25 protein-coding genes and 1 tRNA gene are annotated in these 22,586 nt (G+C 53.0%); 11 read left to right on the top strand and 15 right to left on the bottom strand.

The window, feature by feature from the left end; translation table 11 throughout:
• Positions 1-36 precede the first annotated feature (36 nt).
• Both ACTQ34_RS09795 and ACTQ34_RS09800 read left to right on the top strand, forming a co-directional pair.
• Positions 37-621, top strand: coding sequence for a hypothetical protein (locus tag ACTQ34_RS09795; RefSeq protein WP_441363654.1), 585 nt, complete (start codon positions 37-39; stop codon positions 619-621).
• A gap of 132 nt (positions 622-753) precedes the next feature.
• On the top strand, positions 754-1,665 hold the full coding sequence (locus tag ACTQ34_RS09800) for a YitT family protein (RefSeq protein WP_441363655.1): 912 nt from the start codon (positions 754-756) through the stop codon (positions 1,663-1,665).
• Between the two features lie 61 nt (positions 1,666-1,726).
• On the opposite strand, the gene ACTQ34_RS09805 is transcribed toward ACTQ34_RS09800, so the two are convergent.
• The 5 genes from ACTQ34_RS09805 to ACTQ34_RS09825 form a co-directional block, all read right to left on the bottom strand.
• A complete protein-coding gene (locus ACTQ34_RS09805; protein ID WP_373166157.1) occupies positions 1,727-2,662 on the bottom strand; it encodes a thiamine pyrophosphate-dependent enzyme in 936 nt (311 codons plus the stop codon).
• Between the two features lies 1 nt (position 2,663).
• On the bottom strand, positions 2,664-3,863 hold the full coding sequence (gene porA, locus ACTQ34_RS09810; protein WP_441363656.1) for a pyruvate ferredoxin oxidoreductase: 1,200 nt from the start codon (positions 3,861-3,863) through the stop codon (positions 2,664-2,666).
• Positions 3,863-4,168, bottom strand: a complete 306-nt coding sequence (locus ACTQ34_RS09815; protein WP_441363657.1) for a 4Fe-4S binding protein — start codon at positions 4,166-4,168, stop codon at positions 3,863-3,865. Before ACTQ34_RS09815 ends, porA begins: the two co-directional genes overlap by 1 nt.
• Positions 4,168-4,743 carry a 2-oxoacid:acceptor oxidoreductase family protein gene (locus ACTQ34_RS09820; protein WP_373166154.1) on the bottom strand — a complete coding sequence of 192 codons (576 nt, stop codon included), beginning with the start codon at positions 4,741-4,743 and terminating at the stop codon, positions 4,168-4,170. Before ACTQ34_RS09820 ends, ACTQ34_RS09815 begins: the two co-directional genes overlap by 1 nt.
• A 410-nt stretch (positions 4,744-5,153) precedes the next feature.
• Positions 5,154-6,053 (bottom strand): precorrin-6B methylase, encoded by a 900-nt coding sequence (locus ACTQ34_RS09825; protein ID WP_441363658.1) that lies wholly within the window; start codon positions 6,051-6,053, stop codon positions 5,154-5,156.
• A gap of 172 nt (positions 6,054-6,225) precedes the next feature.
• On the opposite strand from ACTQ34_RS09825, the gene ACTQ34_RS09830 reads away from it, so the two are divergent.
• From ACTQ34_RS09830 to ACTQ34_RS09855, 6 genes are all read left to right on the top strand, one after another.
• The gene (locus ACTQ34_RS09830) at positions 6,226-6,609 is read left to right on the top strand and encodes a metal-dependent transcriptional regulator (protein WP_441363659.1); all 384 of its coding nucleotides are present in this window, start codon (positions 6,226-6,228) and stop codon (positions 6,607-6,609) included.
• 66 nt (positions 6,610-6,675) lie between these two features.
• Positions 6,676-7,365: a tRNA1(Val) (adenine(37)-N6)-methyltransferase gene (locus ACTQ34_RS09835; RefSeq protein ID WP_441363660.1), complete on the top strand. Its 690-nt coding sequence runs from the start codon at positions 6,676-6,678 to the stop codon at positions 7,363-7,365.
• Positions 7,366-7,385: 20 nt separating this feature from the next.
• The gene (gene rsmI, locus ACTQ34_RS09840; RefSeq protein ID WP_441363661.1) at positions 7,386-8,258 is read left to right on the top strand and encodes a 16S rRNA (cytidine(1402)-2'-O)-methyltransferase; all 873 of its coding nucleotides are present in this window, start codon (positions 7,386-7,388) and stop codon (positions 8,256-8,258) included.
• A gap of 128 nt (positions 8,259-8,386) precedes the next feature.
• The gene (locus ACTQ34_RS09845) at positions 8,387-9,067 is read left to right on the top strand and encodes a response regulator transcription factor (RefSeq protein ID WP_441363662.1); all 681 of its coding nucleotides are present in this window, start codon (positions 8,387-8,389) and stop codon (positions 9,065-9,067) included.
• Positions 9,068-9,069: 2 nt separating this feature from the next.
• Positions 9,070-10,629: a HAMP domain-containing sensor histidine kinase gene (locus ACTQ34_RS09850; RefSeq protein ID WP_441363663.1), complete on the top strand. Its 1,560-nt coding sequence runs from the start codon at positions 9,070-9,072 to the stop codon at positions 10,627-10,629.
• Positions 10,630-10,716: 87 nt separating this feature from the next.
• Positions 10,717-10,792 (top strand) — tRNA-Met (locus ACTQ34_RS09855).
• Between the two features lie 113 nt (positions 10,793-10,905).
• Here the strand turns inward: ACTQ34_RS09855 and ACTQ34_RS09860 are convergent.
• From ACTQ34_RS09860 to ACTQ34_RS09890, 7 genes are all read right to left on the bottom strand, one after another.
• Entirely contained in the window at positions 10,906-12,657 is a 1,752-nt protein-coding gene (locus ACTQ34_RS09860) for a DUF4368 domain-containing protein (protein ID WP_441147446.1), read from the bottom strand.
• The gene (locus ACTQ34_RS09865) at positions 12,654-12,959 is read right to left on the bottom strand and encodes a hypothetical protein (protein WP_040212687.1); all 306 of its coding nucleotides are present in this window, start codon (positions 12,957-12,959) and stop codon (positions 12,654-12,656) included. The genes ACTQ34_RS09860 and ACTQ34_RS09865 overlap by 4 nt, the downstream gene beginning before the upstream one ends.
• Before the next feature lie 19 nt (positions 12,960-12,978).
• Positions 12,979-14,244 (bottom strand): plasmid recombination protein, encoded by a 1,266-nt coding sequence (locus tag ACTQ34_RS09870; protein ID WP_441363664.1) that lies wholly within the window; start codon positions 14,242-14,244, stop codon positions 12,979-12,981.
• The gene (locus tag ACTQ34_RS09875) at positions 14,231-14,596 is read right to left on the bottom strand and encodes a hypothetical protein (protein WP_441363665.1); all 366 of its coding nucleotides are present in this window, start codon (positions 14,594-14,596) and stop codon (positions 14,231-14,233) included. The genes ACTQ34_RS09870 and ACTQ34_RS09875 overlap by 14 nt, the downstream gene beginning before the upstream one ends.
• Positions 14,596-14,817, bottom strand: a complete 222-nt coding sequence (locus ACTQ34_RS09880) for an LLM class flavin-dependent oxidoreductase (RefSeq protein ID WP_441363666.1) — start codon at positions 14,815-14,817, stop codon at positions 14,596-14,598. Before ACTQ34_RS09880 ends, ACTQ34_RS09875 begins: the two co-directional genes overlap by 1 nt.
• Positions 14,818-15,241: 424 nt before the next feature.
• The gene (locus tag ACTQ34_RS09885) at positions 15,242-16,537 is read right to left on the bottom strand and encodes a DNA primase family protein (RefSeq protein WP_441363667.1); all 1,296 of its coding nucleotides are present in this window, start codon (positions 16,535-16,537) and stop codon (positions 15,242-15,244) included.
• Complete coding sequence (locus tag ACTQ34_RS09890; RefSeq protein WP_441363668.1) at positions 16,515-17,126, bottom strand: CHC2 zinc finger domain-containing protein; 612 nt, start codon at positions 17,124-17,126, stop codon at positions 16,515-16,517. The genes ACTQ34_RS09885 and ACTQ34_RS09890 overlap by 23 nt, the downstream gene beginning before the upstream one ends.
• Before the next feature lie 173 nt (positions 17,127-17,299).
• Here ACTQ34_RS09890 and ACTQ34_RS09895 point away from each other — a divergent pair, with 173 nt between their 5' ends.
• Positions 17,300-18,415: a DUF6076 domain-containing protein gene (locus tag ACTQ34_RS09895; protein ID WP_441363669.1), complete on the top strand. Its 1,116-nt coding sequence runs from the start codon at positions 17,300-17,302 to the stop codon at positions 18,413-18,415.
• 32 nt (positions 18,416-18,447) lie between these two features.
• Positions 18,448-19,638, top strand: coding sequence for a hypothetical protein (locus ACTQ34_RS09900; protein WP_441363670.1), 1,191 nt, complete (start codon positions 18,448-18,450; stop codon positions 19,636-19,638).
• Between the two features lie 16 nt (positions 19,639-19,654).
• Here the strand turns inward: ACTQ34_RS09900 and ACTQ34_RS09905 are convergent, their stop codons facing one another.
• The 3 genes from ACTQ34_RS09905 to ACTQ34_RS09915 all read right to left on the bottom strand — a co-directional run bounded on the left by ACTQ34_RS09905 (position 19,655) and on the right by ACTQ34_RS09915 (position 21,629).
• Positions 19,655-20,725 carry an ADP-ribosylglycohydrolase family protein gene (locus tag ACTQ34_RS09905; protein WP_242969558.1) on the bottom strand — a complete coding sequence of 357 codons (1,071 nt, stop codon included), beginning with the start codon at positions 20,723-20,725 and terminating at the stop codon, positions 19,655-19,657.
• Between the two features lie 41 nt (positions 20,726-20,766).
• On the bottom strand, positions 20,767-21,102 hold the full coding sequence (locus tag ACTQ34_RS09910; protein WP_162611453.1) for a FliG C-terminal domain-containing protein: 336 nt from the start codon (positions 21,100-21,102) through the stop codon (positions 20,767-20,769).
• Positions 21,103-21,200: 98 nt separating this feature from the next.
• Positions 21,201-21,629, bottom strand: a complete 429-nt coding sequence (locus ACTQ34_RS09915) for a hypothetical protein (protein WP_441147660.1) — start codon at positions 21,627-21,629, stop codon at positions 21,201-21,203.
• A 239-nt stretch (positions 21,630-21,868) separates the two neighbouring features.
• Here ACTQ34_RS09915 and ACTQ34_RS09920 point away from each other — a divergent pair, with 239 nt between their 5' ends.
• Positions 21,869-22,483, top strand: coding sequence for a hypothetical protein (locus ACTQ34_RS09920; protein WP_441363671.1), 615 nt, complete (start codon positions 21,869-21,871; stop codon positions 22,481-22,483).
• The last annotated feature ends 103 nt before the right edge of the window (positions 22,484-22,586 follow it).

Below are 22,586 nucleotides of genomic sequence, written 5' to 3' on the forward strand. Positions count from 1 at the left end.
TATACATATACTTCATCGGTTTATCAGGAGGAAATCATGTACAGCTATCCTTATTCCTATACGCATACTTATACATATACCCCGTTTTTCAGCTTCATTTTGCCGATTATTGCAGCGATTGTCGTCATTGCGGGCGGCCTTGCGCTGTACTTCTTATTTGCCCGCAAGGCCAATCATTTCCAGGGCATGATCGCCAAGCTGCATGACGCGCTCAACTTCCGCACCTTCTATACGGAAAAGATCATCCGCGCGCTGTACTGCATCACGGTCGTCGGCATCGTGGTATACAGCGTCATACTGCTGTTCTCGCAATTCTTCACTGCGCTGCTGCTGTTCGTGCTCGGCAATCTGACCGCACGCGTCGTGTATGAGTACGCGCTTTTGCTGCTTGTGCTGTGCCGTAACACGCAGGAAATCAACCGTAAGATGGGACCGCTCCCCGAAGAGCAGCCGATTCCCCCTGCCCCCGGTGCCGGCCCGGCACCGGCTGCTCCGCAGCAGTCTCCCGTAACGCCGGTCAACCCACAGCCGTCCGCCTCTCCGCAAACCCACGCTCCGGTACCGCCGCAGGAAGCTGCTCCGCAGACGCCCGTTCCTCCGCAGGACGGTCAGCAGCCATAACACAAGTTCATACTCCCCTTGGGAATTTTCTCAGCGGTGTGCAGAATGTCGATTAACTTCTGCATGCCGCTGTGCTATAATATACAAGCGAGTATCCACCGGTTGTACGACCGGTCAAAGAGGGGGATTTTTATGCAGTCAAAGCAAGCATCGGGTACCCAAAACACCCATCCGCAGAGCGGTTGGGAGCCGCCGCTCACCGGACAGGCACGCCGTCTGTTCCTCATCGTGCTGGCTTCGGTTGTGATGGCGGTCAACATCAAGAGCTTTGTCGATGCCGGCGGGCTGTTTCCCGGCGGATTTAACGGTCTGACCCTGCTCATTCAGCGCAGCGCACAGCAATTTGCAGGCATAGCGTTACCGTTTACTGCGATTAACCTGCTGCTCAACGCCATTCCAGCGATTATCAGTTTTCGACTCATCGGTAAACGCTTCACCCTTTATTCCTGCCTGATGATTGCACTGACCAGCGTGCTGACCGATATCATCCCATCCATGCCGCTGACCAACGACGTGCTGCTCGTCTGTATCTTCGGCGGCATCATCAACGGGTTTTCCATCAGCCTGTGTCTGCTTGGCCGCGCCACCAGCGGCGGCACGGACTTCATTGCGGTTGCCCTCAGCGAGCGGCTGAACGTGGACGCATGGAATTACATCTTCATCGGCAACTGCCTGATGCTTGTGGTTGCGGGCATGCTGTTCGGCTGGGACAAAGCGCTGTACTCCATCATTTTTCAGTTCGCTTCGACGCAGATCGTCCATCTGCTCGACCCGCGCTTCAAGCGCACCACGCTGTTCATTATCTCCAACCGCGCGCCGGAGATTTACGAGCAAATTAAAGACACTACCCATCACGGTGCAACGCTATTCCACGGCACCGGCCTATACAACGGCGAGGAACGCGACCTGATTTACTCGGTCATCACCAGCGATCAGGTCAAGGGGGTCACGCACGCCGCGCGCGAGATCGACCCGCACGCCTTCATCAACATTCTGAAAACCGATCAGGTGGCGGGCAACTTCTACCGCCGCCCGCATGACTAATCACAAACAACAAAAGCCGTTTCATTCCCAAAAGGGAGCGAAACGGCTTTTTCCATTGATTTCAGTTGCTTTCGCAGCGGTTGAGCAGCTTTTCCCACTGCTCATCAACATACTGCTGCGCAGCTTCGAGCGTCCACTCGTTGCCGGGCTTGAAGCAGTGCTTGAAACGCCCCTGCAATTTCATAAACTCGGTGACCGGCAGCTTGTTTTTCGGCATGTAATTCAAATGCCACTTACCCTCAATGACCTCATAGAGCGGCCAGACGCAGGTCTCGACCGCCATTTTGCAGATTTCGGGCAGCAGTTCGGTCGAATACTGCCAGCCGCGCGGGCAGGGCGACATAACATTGACAAATGCCGGCCCTTCGGTATAAATCGCACGATGCGCCTTCTCATGGAAGTCCTTGAAGTTGCCGAGGAAGGTGGTCTGCGCCACATACGGGATATTGTGCGCGACCATAATCTCGGTCAAATCCTTCTTATTCTGCTTTTTGCCAACCGAAACCGTACCCGTCGGGGTGGTTGTCGCGCTGGCAAAGCGCGGCGTGGATGACGAGCGCTGGATGCCGGTATTCATGTACGCCTCGTTATCGTAGCAGAAGTAAACCATATCGTGTCCGCGCTCCATCGCGCCGGACAGCGACTGGAAGCCGATGTCGTAGGTGCCGCCATCGCCGCCGATGGCAAGGAATTTATAGGTGCCGTCCAGCTTGCCCTTGCGCTTGAGCACATTGTATGCCGCCTCAACACCGCCGCAGGTTGCGGCCGCGTTTTCGAACGCGGAGTGGATGTAGGAATCCTCCCACGCGGTGTAGGGATACAGGAAGGACGAAACCTCAAGGCACGAGGTTGCGTTGCAAACAACCGCCTTGTCGCCCTCGTCGAGCGCACGCAGCATACCACGGCACACCAGACCCGCGCCGCAGCCCGCACACAGGCGGTGACCGCCGACGAAGCGCTCAGGCTTGGAAAGTTCTTTCTTATGATTGTACGCCATGTCAGAGCACCTCCGTTTCGCTACTGCGCTGGCCCATGTGGATGTATTTCGGTCCCTTGCCGCCGTTTTCGGTCAGCAGGAACAAGTGGTCGTACACGCGCGCAATATCCTCGGTCGCCACATCGCGGCCGCCCAGACCGTACACCACGTCAATCAGCACCGGACGCTTGTCCAAATCATAGCACGCGGCACAGGTCTCCGCGTAAATCGGGCCGCCGCAGGCCGAAAAGCCCTCGCTCTTATCCATGACGGCGACCGCCTTGACGTGGCTGAGTGCCTGCGCCAGTTCCTCTGCCGGGAAGGGACGGAACACGCGAATCTTGATAAGACCCACTTTACGACCCGCCGCGCGCAGCTGGTCAATGCAGGCCTTGGCCGTGCCCGCGGTCGAGCCAATCAGCACGAGCGCGACTTCCGCGTCCTCCATCTGGTATTCTTCAAAAAAGCCGTACTTGCGGCCGAAAGTCTTTTCAAAGTCCGCTGCAACGCCGAGAATTGCCCGCTTGGCATTCTTCATCGCCTCGGCCTGCTGTACCTTGTGCTCCATGTAATAGGGCGAAACGTCATATGGGCCGACGGCCAGCGGTGTTTCCCGGCCGATGAGCGCATGCTCAGGATGATATTCTCCGACGAATGCTTTGACCGCATCATCCTCCTCGAGCAGAATGTTCTCGACCGCGTGCGAGGTGATAAAGCCGTCCTGACAGACCATAATCGGCAGGCGCACGTCGGGCGTTTCCGAGATGCGCATCGCCTGCAAATAGTTGTCGTAGGCCTCCTGATTGTTCTCGGCGTACAGCTGAATCCAGCCCGCGTCGCGCGTGCCCATCGAGTCCGAATGGTCGTTGTTGATATTGATGGGGCCGGTCAGTGCGCGGTTGACGCATGCAAGCGTAATCGGCAGGCGGGCGGACGCCGCCACATACAACAGTTCGTACATATACGCAAGTCCACAGGACGAGGTCGCCGTCACCGCACGCACGCCTGCCGCCGATGCGCCGATGCAGGTGGACATGGACGAGTGCTCGGACTCGACCGTCACATACTCGGTATCAACCTGTCCGTTTGCCACATACTGCGCAAAATACTGCGGAATCTCAGTCGAGGGCGTGATGGGGAACGCGGCGAACACGTCCGGATTGATTTGCCGCATGGCATAGGCAACCGCCTCGTTGCCCGAAAGCCGGTCTCGAATGCTCATCACTTTTCCTCCTTCACAAAGTCGATTGCGCCGAAGGGGCACACCTTCCAGCAGATGCCGCAGCCCTTGCAGTGGTCAAAATCAAAGTCCGCGCGCTTGCCGTCACAAACCGGAATGGATGAGTCCGGGCAGAACGGCGCGCAAAGCAGACACTGCTTGCATTTTTCTTCATGCCAGACCGGGATATTGGCGCGCCACTCGCCGGTCATGGTCATGCGGGCGGTACCGCCCTCGTAAATCTCGCCGCCCGGAGTCAAATCCTGCCACGGCGACTGTTCGTTGATATCTTTTGCGCTCTTTGCCATTATCCGCGCACCTCCTTGAGAGACTGGGTCAGGCATTCCATATTGCCTGCGATAACCTGCGGCTTGGTCGCAAACTTATGCTTGAAGGAAACCTCCATATCCGACTGAAAACGCCACGGGTCGAGCACGCCGCTGACCTTGACAATCGCAGCCAGCATGGGCGTGTTGGGGAAATACTTGCCAAGCGTGCGCTCGGAGATCGCGCGCGCGTCGATGGTATAGACGCGTCCCTCATAGCCGCGCAGCAGCGGACGCACCTCGTCGGGCGATTTGTGCGTGTTGATGACGATGGCCCCCTTGGGGTTTAAGCCGTGCGTCACATCGACCGACTGCAAAAGCGTCTCATCGACGACCACGACATAGTCCGGCTCATATATATTGGAGTGAATCGTGCACCGCTCATCCGAAATGCGGTTGTAGGCCGTAATCGGCGCGCCCATGCGCTCCGGGCCGTATTCCGGAAAACCCTGTACATACTTACCCGATGCAAATGCGGCGTCCGCCAGCAGCAGGCAGGCGGTCTTGGCGCCCTGTCCGCCGCGGCCGTGCCAGCGAATCTCCACCATGTTTTTCATGCTGTTTCCTCCTCGTATGTTCTTTGTCCTGTCCATCCAAGCGCGGGGCTTTCCGCGGGTGAAAACAAAAAGGCTTTCGCCCCCGTAAAGGGACGAAAGCCTATCGAAAACTTACGTGTAACCACCCGTTACTGCATACCATCATACGCGCTTCCTGTAACGGGGAAAACCGTCAGCACCTACTCCCCAAAGGGGTTTCGGGCTGCAACTCCGGAGTGATCTTCGGTATCGTCCTACTGGCGCCGGGCTTACACCATGCCCCGGCTCGCTGCGGCGTTGGGATGCGATCCTACTGTCTCCCTCATCATCTTTGGCTCATTTATTGTAACTGCACTTTATTATAATAAAGGGGTGCAGCAATGTCAATCGTCATTTCGCACAAAAACAGATGTTTCTCCTGCGCGGACACGTCAAGCCTTGCCCGAAATCAGCCACGGGGCGGGCTCGGTGACAAAGGTGTGTTTGCTGGTCAGTTTGGAGACGGAAAGCTGGATCACCTCGGTTTCTCCGATGCCGTAGCGTGCAAACAAATCCGGGATGGACGCGGCGCAGCGGAAATCCAGCGTATAAATGACAAACTCCATGTGCGGATTGATGCGCAGCAGGCATTCGATCTCCTGCTCCATGCTTGCGGAAGCGACCAACATGGTAAGCGACGGCACGGGCAGGCCCTTCATCGTCTCGTCGTCCACATGGTCGATGATCTGGATGTTGTTCAGGCCGAACTGCTCGATATTTTCCTCCATCGTGCGGCGGTCGTTCTGGTTGTACTCAACCGCAATGACCGTGCCCTCGCCCGCGATGATCGCGGACTCAACCGCAATCGACTCGCCCGAGATGATGCAAACGGTATCGTCGTTTGCGATGTGCATTTTATTAAGAATGACCGCACGAATCTCGCTGCCGACATAATGAATCGACCCGCGCGAAAAGCTCGAGTTGCGCATGCCGATCTTGTAGGTCGAGCGGGCGTTCGGGTTGAGAATCAGCATGGCCGCCGAGGCATTGATGCCACGGTTAATCATGTCGCGCAGCTTGTTGTGCTCGATCGGGCCGGAGGGGTCTGAGCCGGTATTATACCACACGTCGCATTCGCCCAGTCCCGCGTCCCACATGCGGTAGAAAATGTCCGCGTGGCCGGCCTCGGTGAACACAAGCACCGCGTCGTTGGACTCCACGGTCGGGATCAGGTTCTTATTTTTGCGGGTGATGTCGAGAATTTTGACCTTTTCCAGATCAACCTGCGTGTTTTCCGAAAAATATTGCAGCCAAGCGAGAATCTGCGTATTGTTGAACAGCTGCTTATCCATAGCGGTCACCCCCTTTTTGTCGGTATAATTTATTATAGCACAGCGGCAAAGCAAATGAAAAGCCCCGCAGAAACGTTTTTGTCCTGTTCCGCCGGTGCGCTCCTGTTGCCAAAAAACGCGGGACATGCTAAAATAAATATACTATCCCAAAGCATCAAAGGAGGCCGCCCCCGTGAAAATACAGGAAAGCGCGGAAAACTATCTGGAAGCGATTCTCGTGCTGACGCAGCGCAACGGGCAAGTGCGGTCGATCGACGTGGCCCACTACACCGGTTTTTCCAAGCCAAGCATCAGCCGCGCGGTCGGCCTGCTGCGGGACAACGGCTATGTTTCCATCGACCAAAACGGTTTGCTCGGCCTGACGGAATCCGGTCTGCACATCGCGGAAACCATCTACGAGCGCCATACGGTGCTGACCGAGCTGCTGACCATGCTGGGTGTTTCGCCCGAAACCGCAGCCGAGGACGCCTGCCGCATCGAGCATGTCATCAGCACGGAAACCTTTGACAAACTCAAAGAGCATGCGCGCCGACATCGCGGCGACGCCGCACAATAACTCAAGTGCCCCAAGGCCGGCCGGTTAAGGTCGGCCTTTCGCATACGCCGCAAGGAGGAAACCCCCATGCCGCAAACCATCGAAACCCTGCCGAACGGGCTCAAGTTATGGCAGGATGACCGTTTTTTCAAGCTCGGACAGGACAGCGTACTGCTCTCCGCCTTTGCCAAACCGCGCCGGAACGCCAAGGTACTCGATCTCGGCTGCGGCACGGGCGCACTCGCACTGCTGATTTACCGTCCCGATCTGCGCATCACGGGGCTGGAATTGCAGGAGGAACCGCTTGCGCTGTTCCGCCGCTCAATTGCGGATAACGGCATAGGCGTTACCGCCGTGCAGGGCGATTTGCGCGCAATTCGCACGATTTTCCCGCATGGCACCATGGATTATGTCATCTGCAACCCACCCTATTTCGACCGCACGGCGGGAAAAAGCGCGCCCTCCTCCGAAAAGCGTACCGCCCGGCAGGACGGCAGCTGCACCGTGGAGGATGTGGCGGTCGCCACCTCCTTCGTGCTGCACACGGGCGGCAAGGCCGCCTTTGTATTCCGTCCGGAACGGATGTGGGTGCTGCTCGAAGCGCTCGACCGCGTGCGGCTCGTTCCCAAGCGGCTGCGTTTTGTGCATCAAAACACGGCTGCCGTACCCAGCGCCGTGCTGGTCGAATGCCGTAAGGGCGGCAGTGCGGAGGGCCTGAGCGTTGAACCGCCGCTGCTGGTCGAGAGCGAGGAATACCAAAGAATATACGAAAAATAATTTATTTAGGAAATATTACAATGAGTAAAGCTACATTATATCTGGTCGCCACGCCCATCGGCAACCTCAGCGATTTGTCGCCACGCGCGCGCGAAGTACTCTCCTCGGTGGATTTTATTGCTGCCGAGGATACGCGCGTCACCCAAAAGCTGCTGACCGCTTGTGCGCTGCCCAAAAAGCCGCTAATTTCCTACTATGAGCACAACCGACGCGCGCGCGGCGAGGAAGTGCTCGCTAAGCTGCTTTCGGGCGAAAGCTGTGCGCTCGTGACCGACGCAGGTACACCCGCCGTCTCCGACCCGGGCGAGGATTTGGTGGCTCTTTGCGCGGCGCATGACGTGCCGGTCATCCCGATTCCCGGCTGCTGCGCTGCGGTGTGCGCGCTGGCGGCTTCCGGTCTGCCAACCGGCCGCTGGTGCTTTGAGGGCTTTCTGTCGGTCAACAAAAAAGCGCGGCGTGAGCATCTGGACGCGCTCCAAGGCGAAAAGCGCACCATGATTTTCTATGAAGCGCCGCACAAGCTGTGCGCCACGCTGCGCGATCTTGCAGATGCCTTCGGCGGTGAACGCCGCATTTCGCTCTCGCGCGAGCTGACCAAACTGCACGAGGAAACCCTGCGTTTTACACTTTCCGAAGCTGTGCAGCATTTTGACCAGACCCCGCCGCGCGGCGAGTTCGTACTGATTGTCGAGGGCGCACCCCATATGCCGGACACGCCCGAGGATGCGGATGCGCGCCTGCAAGCTGCCGCAGATGAGGTACGCCGTCGTGTCGCACAAGGGGAAACGCAAAAGGACGCGGTCAAAGCGGTATCCGCCGAAGCTGGCGTCAAGAAAAATGCGCTGTACCGTCTTGTGCTGGAGCAGGAAGAGCAGGAAAACGCAGGCGATTGATCCACTGCTGCGCTGTTAAGACACACAACATTATTTCAAGAAATCCTCTATCCCTTTTCTATTTGTTCACACAACGGACAAACTTCCCCCGTATACTTTGCTATATATCAACACAGAGGTGGGATATGATGTCTACGATTTTAATTGCCGATGACGAGGCGCGCATTCGCCGCCTGGTCAGCGACTTTTTGAAGCGCGACGGCCACAACATTGTGGAAGCCGCCGATGGGAGCGAGGCCCTGCAAATACTGGAAAACCGGCATCCCAGTCTGGATCTTGCCATTCTGGATGTAATGATGCCCGGCATGGACGGCTTTGAAGTGCTGCGTGAACTGCGCGCACAGGAACGCGGGGACAAACACCTGCCCGTCATGCTGCTGACCGCCCGCGCGGAGGATGCGGATCAGGTGCGTGGATTGGAGGACGGCGCGGATGATTATGTCACCAAGCCGTTTTCCCCTATTGTGCTGGCCGCGCGCGTGCGCGCCCTGCTGAAACGAGAAGGCCGCACCGCCGCACCGGTCGAGCAATTCGGCGCGCTGTCCATCAATGAACTTCGCCGCGAGGTATTGGTCAACAACACCCCGGTTGACCTGACCCCGAAGGAATACGAACTGCTGGTCTATTTCAAGAACAACCGCGCTATTGCCCTGTCGCGTGAGAGCATTCTCAACGCGGTCTGGGGCTACGACTATTTTGGTGACCTGCGCACGGTCGACACCCATGTTAAAAAGCTGCGTGCCAAGCTGGGCGACTGCGGTTCGATGATTGCCACTGTCCGCGGTTACGGCTACCGTTTTGAGGGATAAAAATGAAACACGGTTCCATCCGGTTTAAGTTTTTTGCCGCAATCAGCGCAGTTGCGCTGGTCTTTATCGGCATGCTCTTGCTGCTCAACCTGTTTTTTTATGAGGATTACTATATGATGACGCGGCGTAATGAATTGCGCGACGCCTATCAGAGTATCCACAGCAGCTATACGGGCAGTGTGGATGACATCGCTGCCGTGCTGGACAACTACGAAAGTCGCAGCGTAATTCGTCTTTCCATTGTGGCAGCAGACGGTACAGTACGCTATTCCTCTTTCTTCTCTCCGGGCAACGGCGAACCGGCCGGCGGTGATTCCGCTTTGCAGGGCACCTTTCAATTGCCGGATTTTGATTTGTTCGACCAACAGCGACGCGGCTATGCCATCCTGCAAGCCATCGCCCAAAGCGTCAATCCGGATACGCTTGCCAAGCACAACTATCAGTTTTTAAACGTTTCTCTGTGGGACGGTGACCAGTATCTGTGCCTTGCCGGTGCACTGGACAGTCAGGGAGAAAACTGTCTGTTTGCCTATATGCCCTATGCCTATATTGAACAGAACTCTTCGCTCAATCTGGTATTTCTGCTGATTGCCGGCGGATGCGCGCTGCTTATTTGTCTGGTTTGCGGCTATTTTATCTCGCGCCAGTTCACCAGACCACTGATTGATATGGCAGGTGTTGCCGACCGCATGAGCGAGCTGGATTTTTCCACCAAATGTCAGGCCGGTGGCAGCGATGAAATCGGTCACCTCGGGCAATCGCTCAACCGCTTGTCCGCTTATCTGGAACAAACCATCGGAGAACTCAAGCAGTCCAACGATCAGCTTGCGCAGGAAATCGAAAAGAAAGAGCGCATTGACAGCATGCGGCGCGAATTTATTGTCAATGTATCGCATGAGCTGAAAACTCCTATCGCGTTGATTCAAGGCTACGCAGAGGGCCTGACCGCCGGTGTGGCAGACGACCCGGAGGATCGGGAATTTTACTGCGACACCATTGCGGACGAAGCTGACCGCATGAACAAGCTGGTCATGCAGCTGCTGAACCTGTCCAAACTGGAACTGGGCGCAGAGCAAACCTTCTATGAGGACATTGATATCCACGAACTTTGCGCAGAAGCTGTTCAAAAGACGAAAGTGCTTTGCGAGAGCCGCGGATTGATCGTGCATTTTGATGATACCTGTGTTACGGTTCGCACAGACGGCAACCTATTGGAGCAGGTACTGATGAATTATCTTTCCAATGCAATCCGCTACACGGTGGACGGCGGACATATCGAAATCTCTGCAACACGCACGGATTGCGGTATTCGGCTGACGGTATTCAATGAAGGCGAGGGCCTGCCGGAGGAAGAGCTTCCGAAAATTTGGGAGAAATTTTACCGCACCGACCGCGCCCGTACCCGCGAAGCAGGCGGCACCGGTATCGGCCTGTCCTTGGTACATGCCATTGCCGACACTCTGCATGGCTCCTGCGGTGCCGAAAATGTGCCGGGCGGCATTTCCTTCTGGTTTGAACTTCCCAATGCGCCGGAAAACAGCGAATCCAATGAGGAGACATAATAATTTTTCATATTTTTTTATTTTTCCCTTGACAGCAACCATATCCCGTGGTATAGTATATAAGCACTTCAAATGAAGGTCTTATATCGCGGGGTAGAGCAGTTGGTAGCTCGTCGGGCTCATAACCCGGAGGTCGTTGGTTCAAGTCCAGCCCCCGCAACCACATTGTGCGACCAAAAAAGATATCGCACCGGAAAACCCCGAAGCCACAAGGCTTAATAGTGATAAGGTACTATTTAGCTTTGCGAGGGGCAGAGAACGGTGTGACCATAATGGTCACGCCGTTTTTCTGCGTCCAGGGGTAGATTTCGCAACAACAGGCTCGGAAATCACAGGAATCTCTACGTCATCCACAAAATTGAAATAGATTTTTACCTTCTGTACACGCTTGCCGCTGGATTTGTCCGGCGCAAACACCTCAATCTTCTTGATATATTCATTGACTATCGTAGGTGTCAATTCCGGCACATCCACATACTTCTGGGTCAGGGCGACAAAGGCATCTACATCTGCATTCATGGTTTCCTGTGTTTCCAGCCATTCTTCCGTCACTTCGATTTCGAGTTTTAACCGCTCCTGTTCTGCCTCGTAATCGGCGGTCATTTTCTTGTACCGCTCCTTACTCAGATCGCCCAGGACGAAATCCTCATAGAGTCGGGACAGAAGAACATCCAGGTCAGTCAGCCGCTTCCTGGCCTGCTCCACTCGCTTCCGATCTTCACGGATGCTGCGTTCCTGATCGGAACGGCGGCATTGCAGCCATTCTTCCTGAAAGCCTTCCACATCCTGCCGGATATAGGCATTGACCGCACGGATGCGTTCCAACACCAGTTCTCGAAGTACATCTTCCCGGATATAGTGTGCAGAACAGGTGCCTCGGCCGCTTTTGTAGCTGGAGCATACATAATGGTCTTGCTTGCCGTCAAAGCTCTTGCAGGTAGCAAAGTGCAGCTTATTCCCGCAATCAGGACAGAACAGAAGCCCAGAAAACAATCCCTGCCGTTCCGCTTTTGTGGGACGGCGTTTGTTTTTTCGCAACTCCTGCACCCTGTCCCACTGAGCCTGAGAAACGATTGCTTCCTGCGTATCAGGGAAGATACACATATCTTCGATGGCATTGGGAATCCGCTTCTTCAGCTTATAGGACTTGGAATAGGTCTTGAAATTGCAGGTACAGCCGGTGTACTCCATCCGTTCCAGAATACCCGCAACCGATTGACCAATCCAATGGTAAGGGCGCTCCGGCATTTTCTTACGCTTTTTTGGGTCAGGATGGTCTTCCGACTGTTTGGCATACAGCGCCTTGGTAGTCAACACCTTATCCTTCTCCAGTATACGGGCAATCTGTTCCGGCCCCTTGCCGTCAATGGCCAAGTCAAAGATGCGCTTGACTACTGGGGCGGCATCCTCGTCAATGATCCAATGGTCTTTATCGGCAGGGTCAGTGCGATAACCATAGGGCGGTTTTCCCAGATGCTTTCCGCTGGTGCCTTTCTGCCGGAATACGACTCGGACTTTTTTGCTGGTGTCCCGTGGATACCATTCGTTGAACAAATTACGGATAGCGGCAAAGCCGTCGCTGTCGCCCCGCTCACTGTCCACACCATCATTGACGGCGATAAAACGCACATCGTAGCTGGGGAAAATGATGTCCGTGTACTGTCCAACGGTCAGGTAATCTCGGCCAAACCTACTAAGATCCTTGACCAGCCAGCAACCGACAAGCCCCTGCTTAACCAGTGCAAAGCCTTCCTGCACGCCGGGGCGGTCAAAATTGGTTCCCGTATATCCGTCATCCACCAGAATTTTCAGGTTGGTGTAGCCATGCTCGGCTGCGTACCGGGTTAAAAACTCTTTTTGATTCTGTATCGAATTTGATTCTCCATCCAGTGCATCCTCATTGCTGAGGCGGCAGTACAGGATGGTGATTTTCTGCTGATCCAACATAGCGTCCTCCTTTACGGTTGGGTCAGCTGACAGAATCGGTGTGCATGGTGATATTGTAGCATGAATTTGAGTCTGTGTCATGAACAAAGCGCCTCCTTATCCGAGAAAATGAGCCGTTTTACCTTGTGGGTAAGCGGCTCATTTCCGTCACATACAGTCTCCAGCAGATACCAGGTATTTCCGATTTTTCGTTCTACCGTACCTGTAAAAGGATTCATTAGGTTTTCCCAGCGTTTCCGGCATTCTTCCAGAAAATCAATCGGCGGTTCAAAAATCGGGTCAAAGCAGGATTCAATATCGATTTCAGCACAAGCGTTAATCAGCTTTTCCGAAGGAGAATCATCGAGCATCAGCTTATTGAGTTTTGTTGTCAGATTGGTCATAAGCAAAAATTCCTTTCTGTTAAAGTTCCATATCTTGCGATTTGCGGCGGGAAGGTTGATCGTGCTGCCTTGTTTGCCGGGTCCGGGTTAAAATGGCGTCAATAAAAGCCCGCACCTTCTCGGGTGCGAGCTTGACAGCTTCCAGATAGGGCCGCGCCTGTTCTTTCAGCGACTCATATCGCTGTTTCCAGACAGCGGCACTTTTTTGTGCGCTTTGCAGTTTTTCTTCCAAACGGCTGTTTTCCGCCTTGGCACGAATCCCGTTGACCGCATAATCCTTGAGTGTACTGCACTCGGATGGGGTCAGAGTGATGTTGCCGGTGATCGTCTTTTTCCCCATGGAGCGGATTTCCTGTACCGTCAGGGCGGCAGTACGCTGTTCTTTGGCCTGCTTTTGCAGGGATTGCAGCTCCTTGTGCTTTTTCTCAACGGCAGCCTGTGCGGTGTCCAGCGCCTGTTCTGTCTGAGCGATTTGGGCGGTCACATCTTCCAGACGCTGCTGCTCCTGTGCCACCTTGAACTGGGTCACAGTCAGATGTTCTTCAGTGCTGCCACGCTCTCCACGCTCCACATCGGTATATCCGGCAGCTTTCATATAGTTGAAGAAATCGTCTTGCAGGACACTGTACGATGTTCGCAGGACTTTCTTGCCCTTGGCGGTCAGAAGCGGATTGCCCTGTTCATCCAGAGCAACTTTTGACTCCCACTTTTTGCTGCGGCTGACCTGCATGATCGTTTCCTTGACTGTACCCACAAGGGACTTATCCTTGCACCGCTTCGACCAAAGAATCTGTTTTTCCACCACCGGGACATAGACCACATGAAGGTGGTAGTGGTACACATCCTGCCCCAGAGCTTCCGACATGGCCCGGTTGCGTTCATCTGCGTGCATGACGGCAGAGAGGATATACTGCTCACCGCCCACGATCTCTACGGCAGCTTTGTATGCGTCGGTGTAGAATTGCTTGGCATACTCGTATCCACCGTGGTTGTGGAAGTAAGCGGAATTCACATCAAAAATCAGTTCCCCGTATTTCACCGCATCGGCTTTCAGGCCACGGATGGAGATAATCCCATCGGCAATCATCTGATCGAACATAGCGGCATAGCTGCCGGTGGGAGCCTTGAAGTGAATATTCCGGTAGGTCTGGGTAGTATCAATATCCTGGTTGGAGTAGCTGTCCTTTTCTCGTTCATTGTGTTCCTGCACCTTTGCCACATCATCAAGCGTGGGCAAGTCCTGGTTACGGGCAAAGGTGCGGTCGATTCCGTCATTTCTGGCCATACAAATCAGCTCCTTTCCATTGTGCGGCAGACGGCTGGGGGACGGGGATGCACTTCCTGCGGGAAGTGTAATAACCCACTATGACACTTTCATCCCGAAGGGCTGCAAAGTGCCGTGGGCTCTCCGAGGGGGAATGCGGCATCTGCGGATGCCTTGCCGCCTTTAGAGGCTTGTGTGTAGCACCCAAATCCTCAAAAGGCGGTGTGACCGACAGCCTCTCCGCAATCTTGATTGCTTCAATTCTGCCGCCCACAGGCAGAGCAGATTTTGCAAATCCACTCTGCCATCCATCTCCAAATCTGCGGATTTTTCGATTGGGACGGGAGATACGGCGGGTAAGAACGGTGGACATTATTTGTCCCTCCGTTTCTGCCATACGAGGTCATAGCCAAGGGCATCGGCAAGCTGTACCACCTCTACATACCGCAGAGACTCCCGCTGGAGCTTATTGGACAGGTTGGAAACGCTGTCGCTCCAACCGTAATCCTCAGAAAGCCGGTCAACGACTTCCTGCATCGTGTAGCCGGAACGCACAATGTACGACTTGATTTCATTTCTCAAATTGGATTTCATAGAAAATACCTCATTCTTTCGTAAAGTTAGTTTGCCGTGGGGCACACACGCTGCACGGTACAGTAAATCTTGATTGCTTCTTAAAAATTACTCAGGATTGCGCCTGTGAAGAACTGTCCGCAACAGTACCCCATCGACTTTGCGATTAGGTGGGCTTGCAAGCGAAACCGTGAAAACAGCTACCTTTCCGCATACTACCATCACCGTTCTGTAAATCACCGAACGATGATTTGTGTTCTGCTTATGGTAGTGTTTTTCACTGTTTGCACAACCATTGATTGGGAAGTGCGGATTTTAGAGCGCCCTCTGAGCCGAACAATATAAAAATAAACTTTGATTTTTTGCGTTCGTGCGTTCCTTCGTTCCACAGGCTACACCCGATCAGGAACGCATGAACGCACGAACAGAAGGTTTTGAAGTTTCATTACAACTCCATAGGCGAGAGCAGAACATAAATGCCCATATACCCCCGGCACCGCTTTCCGCCGCCGATGTGCAGATTGCTGACCGGTTCCAAATGGTAGCGTTCTGCGTTTTGACTGAGCTGGTTTGCGAAACTCTTTGGGGACAGCGGGTTTTCTGCATTGTCCTCACACCACCGCTTATAGGCTGCATACAGATTTTTGGTGCTGGCTTCATAATCGGCCTTGAATGCCACATAACCCTCAGAATCGAGAAAGTCCAGAATGTTATTGGCATCCCGAACAGCGGAAGAGATATTGTTCTTGGCTCTCTGGCTGATGGTAAAGTGATAGCGATTGGCGATCAGCCGACGCAGCCCCTCCAGCATCCAGAGGAAGATTCCCTCTTTTTCGGCAATCAATTTCTCGGCAAGAAACGGGTCATCGAGCCGATCCGCAGGCTTGTCCTTGGTGGTTAGAATGATCTGGCGGCGAAAGAAACCGTCGCTGCGGTCATGAAGTGCAGTTAATGCCCCATTGCCCAAGCAGAGAAAACGCACATAAAGCAGCCCCTGGTAGCTCTGCTCTCGTTTCCGTTCCAAATCCATCCGCAGTTCTGCGGTCACGATGGATTTTACATAGTTGGTCTTGGTCAAGGCATTCATGTCCAAATCATCGTCCAGCATGAGCAGCTTGCCCTCCAGATCGGCTCTGGCGAAACGACTGTTCTCTACTTTCTGGATGGAAGTGGTGTTCATATTTAGCCCGAAAATGGCGTTCATCACCACACCGATCCGGCTTTTGCCCTCGCCGCCCTTGCCGATCAGCATGAGCATTTTCTGTCCTTTGGTGGACGGAATCAGGCAGTAGCCCAGATACTCCTGCAAGGCGGGAATATCCTCTGGCTCCAACAGTTCCGAAAGGAAACGCAGCCAGTGTTCCGGTGCCGGAGCATCAGCCCGATAGGATACCGACAGACGGTTGCTGCAATACTCTTTTTTCTCCGTAAAGATGCCCTCCAGAAAACAAGTGCCGTTCGCCACATGGATACGGTCACATTGCAGGGGCAACGGGTCTGCGTATGCCGCCAGCTTCAACGCTTTGATTACCTGCTCCACCGTCTGTGCAACCTTGTCATGGAGCCAGGGCGATATTTCCTCATAAATCGTCCGCTTCAATTTGTTCTCATCCGGCAGCGGGCCGTCCACGGTATAAAAACGGTCATTGATACAGCGCATTGGATGCCGGGACAGGAAATCCCGGCAATATTCCGGCTCGATGATTTTCCCTTTCTCATCAATCCAAACAGGGTTGTTCATGGTATCGCTCCTTTCTCAGGCGGGCCTGTAATTTGCGGATGTATCCGTCTGCCGTTAGTTCGCTCACGACTTCGCCTCGTTCATAGGAATCGCCTTGCAAAAGGATGTCCAGCTGATACTCTGCCCATGGCAGACGGTGGCAGGCTTCCACAAACCGCTCGTCCGGCACATCTTCCGGCGCTTGCGGTGCATACCGTTTTTTCCAATCCAGGAGCAGCCGCCGATACTCGTTCAAAACAGAAAAGCACAGCCGCTCGTTCTCACGAAGCTGCTGTGCTCTGGTTTTGTGTTCCTTTTTCCGACGAATGGCTTCCGGCAAGGGCTTGTCCGGCGCAAGGTGAAAGTCCGACGCCAGTTTTCGGGCCGCATCATACAGCCGAAGGTCAAACAGCTTGGCGGTCAGGTCGATCACATCCCCATGCTCCCCACAGGCGAAACAGTGGTAGTGGTCATCCGATACATACAGGCTCGGATGACGGTCATTATGGAACGGACACAGTGCCATGCCATGGTGGTTGACATCGATTCCATATGTCTGCGCTGCTTCCTGTGTGTTGATACTGGCTTTCACCACTTCAAACAAATTCATATAGATTCCCTCCATTTCCTTTTTGATGGGGCAGTTTTCTCACCCCTCTGTATAGGTTATGGGGAAAATCGAAAAAAACAGGCTAATGACATGACAAGCCGTTTTCAAAAAACATGACAAAAATTTAATTGTGTGCTATTATGAAAATAAAAAAACATGACAGGAGGGAGAAGATGGATCAGATCATCAACCATGCAGTTTTGTCGCTGGATTTCTGGCAGGACACCGTGACCTATGAGGGAAGCACCATGCCCACGGGAACCATTGGCTGCGAGGTGCTGAACATTCCAGACAGCACCATTGAGAAGCTGGATACTCCCTGCAATGTGCTGAACCAGCTGCTTCAGGGGATGAACACCGGTTCTTTGGATATGGAGCTGCTGCCACAGGTGCAGCAGGCCACCGGCGAGATCATCTCCTTTTTGCAGGCCACACCACCGTTCTCCCGCCTGAATCGAAGCTATTTTGAGCAAAAACTTGCAGCCATCTTTTCCGAGGAATATATGGAGGACGCCAAAGCCTATTTGCAGCTTACCCAGCAGGAGCAGCTGATTTGTGCTTTGACTGGTCAGCACAGCAAGGCAACAATGCTCGTCCGAATAGCGCAGGTGCTGGGGCATTTGAGTTATTCTCTGGGGCAATACAAGGAGGCTCTGACGAAATTTACAGAGCGGTTGAATGAACCCGGCTATGACCGTACCTCGGACGGTTATGCGGCAATGTTCGGGCAGTTCTTCAAAAGTGAGCCAACTCTGTCGCTGGATAACCCGGCTTGGATGACCCTGACCAATGCTTCGGTGCAGTATGTAGCCGCTACTCGACCCGGAAAGACGGAGCCTCAGCTGGTCAAGCGGATGCACTATGTCTCCTTTGTGGGGATGTTCCGTTCCGATCTGTTTGAGGGGCTTTGTGTGGGCCATGCACCCAAGAAATGTCCCATCTGCGGCAGATGGTTTCTCACCATTGATGCACGGCATACCAAATACTGCGGCGGTCAGGCTCCCGGCGACCAGCGGGGACGGACGTGCCGACAAATCGGCAATCTGAGAGGCCGGGAGCAGCGGGAGCTTGCAGACGATCACCCCATCAAGGCCATTTATACCCGCCGGATGAACACCATCCTGCAAAGCACCCGTCGTGGAAAGCTGGATGAAGGAACGGCAGCAGCTATGAAAAAGCTGGCAAAAGATAAGATGCTCCGTGCGCTTTCAGATCAGCGTTATGCCAGCACTGTCTATGAGCAGGAAATGACCCAGGATGCACTTTTAGAAGCAGTAAAAAAGAAATAAGTAGCAAAATATCAGAAAGGCGGTGAGGGAAAATGGATACAGCGTGGACATGGGATCTGTCTTCTTACTGTGCCAAATACAGCTTTCTGACGGAACCCAGGGGCGTGACCATGCGGGAAGTGGAACGCATCTTTCAGCTTGACCCCGAACCGCCTATCTTGGGAAACCTAAACGACTACATCCTTGAGGCTGTACAGCGCCATAATTTGCGCTGGTTTTCCTTTTTCCTGCACTGCTATGAAAATCGGCTTAATGGCCGTGTTCGCCGTTTCCTGCTGCGGGAGGGGCTGGATCGCTATGACCCGGAACGCTTTTTGTACTACAAAATGGGCTGTGTGCTTGCCATGCTGGATTGTCTCCGGGGATACGATCCCGCACAAGGGGCGGATTTTCTGACCTATGCCCATCATTTTATCGGGAACGCTCTTTTGACCTGCCGGATGCAGGAGGAGGCCGGTTCCTTTGAAAATGTGGATGAGTACAAGGCTGTTCGTGGGATTGCTTGGCTCTATAATCAATCCGGTCAGTCTAAGCAGGAGGCAATCCAGAAATATGCCCAGAAAAATAGTTACACCGAGGAAACCGCAGCAAAATTTTTGGCATTGGCCAAGCTAAACCGAAGCCGTGTTCCATTTTATCAGACCGTACAGGATGAGGATAGCGAAGAAACCGGCGAGGATGTCAGCCGGGATGACCACTGGGATTATGCGGGGATTCTCTGGAACGGCATTCAGGCTGAAGCCATCCGAGGAGCGTTTGAAAAGCTGAATTACCGGGAGCAGACCCTTTTGGAAAAGCGAAATGCCATCTGTATGACCTGTGGACGGGTCAGCCCACTCAGCACCCGGTTGACCTTTGAAGAACTGGCAATCCTCTTTGAGGGCAGCACAGCCAGCGGCGCAGAACGGGCCTACCGCAAAGCTGTGGAGCATTTGGCCTGTTTACTGACAGAAGCCAGGGTACTTCACATGATCCGGCTGAAGCGCAAATCCCACACCAAACGCAAAAAGAAAATCGCCGCCGCTGTCTACCTGTATCAGGTGGACAACGACGGCGAGTGGGGCGAGATTTCGTTTGATTTTGAAGCCAACATCGCAGAGATTGTGCGACTGGCGGAATGGGATACAACGGTAAGCAAGAAATTTGCAAAGGAAATCATCCAATCTCTGCTTTCTCCAAAAAAAGTTTCATTTGTAAACGACAATACGGTTGTGATTTCTTGATGGGATCGGTGTGTACTTACAAATTACTATTTTTACCAGGTGATTTCTCCAGCTGCGTATTGCGATAGAGTTGGTCAGCAAACTCCAGAATGGTTTCTTTTAACTCCAATGATTGCAGGTACTGATTGGGCAACTGCTTCAGTCCAAGGGAGGCTCCCAGCAAATTTCCTGTCACTGCACCGGTGGAATCGCTATCTCCGTTGTGGTTGACCGCTGCACAGAGTGCTTTTCCGAAGTTGTACCGATAGCGGATGGCGCAGTAGACCGCAATGGCCAGCGTTTCTTCTGCCACCCAACCCTCACCCAAAGAAGCTATGGCGATTGTATCGTCAATTTTTTCGTTTGCAAGCAAAATTGCCCGCTCTACCAGTTCCTCCAACACTGCATATTCTTGTGGCGCAAAGGAAAATTTCTTTTTTGCCCACACCAGTCCACTACGAATTGTCTCGACCAGCTCTGTTTTTTCGCCATGAGATAGCCTCGAAATGCACCAGGCTAAAATTCCCGCCGGAAGATACCCCAGAACATGACCATGCGTTTGTGCGGCAACAGTTGCAGCCAGTGTTCCGGCTGTATCAGGCTTGGCAAAGAAAAGACCAATGGGTGCCACACGCATCACTCCGCCACAACCCTTGCTTTGATTGATGGCGTTAGTAATAGAACCAACCCGCCCGGATTCAAGGGCATCCAGGCAGGTGTTACCCGGTGCCCGTCTTTGGTACAGTTCCGGCAAAGAAAGAAGCTGAGATGTGTGAATCTTATTTGGTGAAAATGGTTTCGTTTGGGTAATCAACCAGTCCTGATAACTGGCGGAAATACACGATGGGCAGGATAAAATAGGGTCACTCTGCTGGCATGTACGCAGTAAACCCTCGGCAGTGAACAGTGTCATTTGGGTGTCGTCGGAAATCAATGCCATCCCATCTGTACATTCATAATCTCGAATACCATCTGCGCCATAGCGTGCCCGGATTTCCTCCAACGTCAGAAATTCCACCGTATAGCCAAGCGCATCCCCAGCAGCCCCTCCTACGAGACAGCCTCGATACCGATCCCGCATACTTTTTTCATAGATAAATATCTGCATTGATCAGACCTTCCTTTCGTATGTCCGGACATGATACCATCCTATACTGGCGTAATCCATCCCCGTTCTATAAGCACCTGTTTGCGCTGCTGCAAAATGGTTCTTTGTGCCATCTCTATATCCTTTGTGTTAGCAGAACCGGAAAATTGGCTGCACATCGCTTGGAGTGTCTGTACTCGCTCCGGTGTCACCAGCTGTAAAATGCGTTCTTTTACAGCTGAGCTTGCCCCTGTTAACGCCAAAGCCAGTGTTTCATCTTGGATTTGAGAAAACAGTATTGCGGCATATGGTTTTGAAAATCCTGCCAGCTGGTCAAATTGAGGAACATGGGAAACAGCCCGCTCGTTCCCTAAAGAAATTTGATGATTGCAGCACATAAAAAGAATACCTCCTCTGAAAGTGCAGCCTATGACAAGCTCAGAACTCCGCATTACACGATAAAAGCAAAAGGTGGGATGAAGCCATCCCGCCTTGATTACCCTTTGCGAATCAGAGCGTGATCCAAAATCTGATAGGGCATACTGCCGACCTCGGAAAAATCGTGGCTGACATCATAGGCGTAACCGGTAGCCCACTGTTCGCCCATTTGTGCTCTTTCGTCCTCCCACTCCTCTGGATAGTCCATATCTACAGCCAACATGGTTACAAGCAGTCCCCAAACTGTTTCATTGCAGACAGCGTAGTAGACATGAGCGTGGTATTCCGCTTCGATTTTCTCAACGGCACGGCTTACCTTTGCCTCCTGACTGATTTCGTAATGCAGTACTGCGTTGTCTGCCACTTTGCGAGCAAAGTATCGTTTTCCGGTTTTGTAGCCTTCCACAACGGCTGGATCAAGTCCCTGACCGTGTAAAAGCTCCAATCGGCACATAGCCTCGTTTCTGATTTTATCGTTGTAATCCATAAAAAACTCCTTTCCGTTACTCATACGGTTCACTGATGGTTGGCTATAGTCAGTATAGCATCCGAATATCTGGAATAACGACAATAGTTTGTCATGGTAATTTGCACGACTTCTGCGATGCAAATAGTCTGGGGTGCTTATGAATATTAAAACGACATACTGTTGTCTTTATTGTTGATTGTATATATGCTACGATACAGTCAAACACATTCGTTAGTGAAAAAAGGAGCGTTATGGTTATGCAAATTACACTGGATGCAGGGTATTTATCATCACGGCTGTTATGCAGTCAGGAAGCGAAGCTGGAGTGTATGGAAACCGTCAAACAGTTATGGACACTCAACCAACTCGTCCGTAAAGAGGGGGTGATGGCTATGAGTGAGTTTGCAGATGTGGTGGATGACTCGTTCCTGAGTGCTGCAATGCACACCGCAACAGCCCATACAGAACACCTGGAAAGTATACTGTATGCCAGCCTGATTTCAGGTGATTATTACGGAAAAGACTTTTTGAAAAATCTTCTGATTGTATGTGGACTGCCTGCACTTTGTGAGGGGATTTCTTCCAAGGAATTGATTGCACAACTGCAAGGGTGGTTTGGTATGGACTTCCTTCCATTCTATCACAGTGAAATAGAGCAATTTTATATCAGGATGGCAAAACCTCAAAAACGAGAACAGTCCCTGATTTTGGAGTTTGATGCCTTTCTGACACTCCCGCAGGCCAGTTTTGATGTCGTGTGTAATGCACTGGTATTGGGCGAAGGGATGGATTTACACGACCTGGCCCTTGCACTCAAAGGTGGTGGGGATGCTGTTTGCCAGCGATTTTACAAAAACCTTACTGTGGAGTAGTACCCTGTAAGTGCAGTCGCAAATTCCCCAAAAATCTGTTAAACTGAACGAACAGAGACGGAGGGGATCGCAATGAAACGTTACAGCAAAGAATTTAAGGAAG

This window comes from Agathobaculum sp. LCP25S3_E8 (genome assembly GCF_052117165.1).
Classification (GTDB): domain Bacteria; phylum Bacillota; class Clostridia; order Oscillospirales; family Butyricicoccaceae; genus Agathobaculum.

Excerpts from the sequence above, each read along its gene's own strand:
- ACTQ34_RS09860 (WP_441147446.1), bottom strand. The coding sequence starts at position 12,657 with ATGACACAGACTCAAATTCATGCTACAATATCACCATGCACACCGATT.
- ACTQ34_RS09900 (WP_441363670.1), top strand. The coding sequence starts at position 18,448 with ATGGATACAGCGTGGACATGGGATCTGTCTTCTTACTGTGCCAAATAC.
- ACTQ34_RS09880 (WP_441363666.1), bottom strand. The coding sequence starts at position 14,817 with ATGAAATCCAATTTGAGAAATGAAATCAAGTCGTACATTGTGCGTTCC.
- ACTQ34_RS09885 (WP_441363667.1), bottom strand. The coding sequence starts at position 16,537 with ATGAACAACCCTGTTTGGATTGATGAGAAAGGGAAAATCATCGAGCCG.
- ACTQ34_RS09920 (WP_441363671.1), top strand. The coding sequence starts at position 21,869 with ATGCAAATTACACTGGATGCAGGGTATTTATCATCACGGCTGTTATGC.
- ACTQ34_RS09800 (WP_441363655.1), top strand. The coding sequence starts at position 754 with ATGCAGTCAAAGCAAGCATCGGGTACCCAAAACACCCATCCGCAGAGC.
- ACTQ34_RS09870 (WP_441363664.1), bottom strand. The coding sequence starts at position 14,244 with ATGGCCAGAAATGACGGAATCGACCGCACCTTTGCCCGTAACCAGGAC.
- ACTQ34_RS09835 (WP_441363660.1), top strand. The coding sequence starts at position 6,676 with ATGCCGCAAACCATCGAAACCCTGCCGAACGGGCTCAAGTTATGGCAG.
- ACTQ34_RS09875 (WP_441363665.1), bottom strand. The coding sequence starts at position 14,596 with ATGTCCACCGTTCTTACCCGCCGTATCTCCCGTCCCAATCGAAAAATC.
- porA (WP_441363656.1), bottom strand. The coding sequence starts at position 3,863 with ATGAGCATTCGAGACCGGCTTTCGGGCAACGAGGCGGTTGCCTATGCC.
- ACTQ34_RS09825 (WP_441363658.1), bottom strand. The coding sequence starts at position 6,053 with ATGGATAAGCAGCTGTTCAACAATACGCAGATTCTCGCTTGGCTGCAA.
- ACTQ34_RS09905 (WP_242969558.1), bottom strand. The coding sequence starts at position 20,725 with ATGCAGATATTTATCTATGAAAAAAGTATGCGGGATCGGTATCGAGGC.
- ACTQ34_RS09845 (WP_441363662.1), top strand. The coding sequence starts at position 8,387 with ATGTCTACGATTTTAATTGCCGATGACGAGGCGCGCATTCGCCGCCTG.
- ACTQ34_RS09805 (WP_373166157.1), bottom strand. The coding sequence starts at position 2,662 with ATGGCGTACAATCATAAGAAAGAACTTTCCAAGCCTGAGCGCTTCGTC.
- ACTQ34_RS09795 (WP_441363654.1), top strand. The coding sequence starts at position 37 with ATGTACAGCTATCCTTATTCCTATACGCATACTTATACATATACCCCG.
- ACTQ34_RS09820 (WP_373166154.1), bottom strand. The coding sequence starts at position 4,743 with ATGAAAAACATGGTGGAGATTCGCTGGCACGGCCGCGGCGGACAGGGC.
- ACTQ34_RS09895 (WP_441363669.1), top strand. The coding sequence starts at position 17,300 with ATGGATCAGATCATCAACCATGCAGTTTTGTCGCTGGATTTCTGGCAG.
- ACTQ34_RS09815 (WP_441363657.1), bottom strand. The coding sequence starts at position 4,168 with ATGGCAAAGAGCGCAAAAGATATCAACGAACAGTCGCCGTGGCAGGAT.
- ACTQ34_RS09910 (WP_162611453.1), bottom strand. The coding sequence starts at position 21,102 with ATGTGCTGCAATCATCAAATTTCTTTAGGGAACGAGCGGGCTGTTTCC.
- ACTQ34_RS09915 (WP_441147660.1), bottom strand. The coding sequence starts at position 21,629 with ATGGATTACAACGATAAAATCAGAAACGAGGCTATGTGCCGATTGGAG.
- ACTQ34_RS09890 (WP_441363668.1), bottom strand. The coding sequence starts at position 17,126 with ATGAATTTGTTTGAAGTGGTGAAAGCCAGTATCAACACACAGGAAGCA.
- ACTQ34_RS09850 (WP_441363663.1), top strand. The coding sequence starts at position 9,070 with ATGAAACACGGTTCCATCCGGTTTAAGTTTTTTGCCGCAATCAGCGCA.
- rsmI (WP_441363661.1), top strand. The coding sequence starts at position 7,386 with ATGAGTAAAGCTACATTATATCTGGTCGCCACGCCCATCGGCAACCTC.
- ACTQ34_RS09865 (WP_040212687.1), bottom strand. The coding sequence starts at position 12,959 with ATGACCAATCTGACAACAAAACTCAATAAGCTGATGCTCGATGATTCT.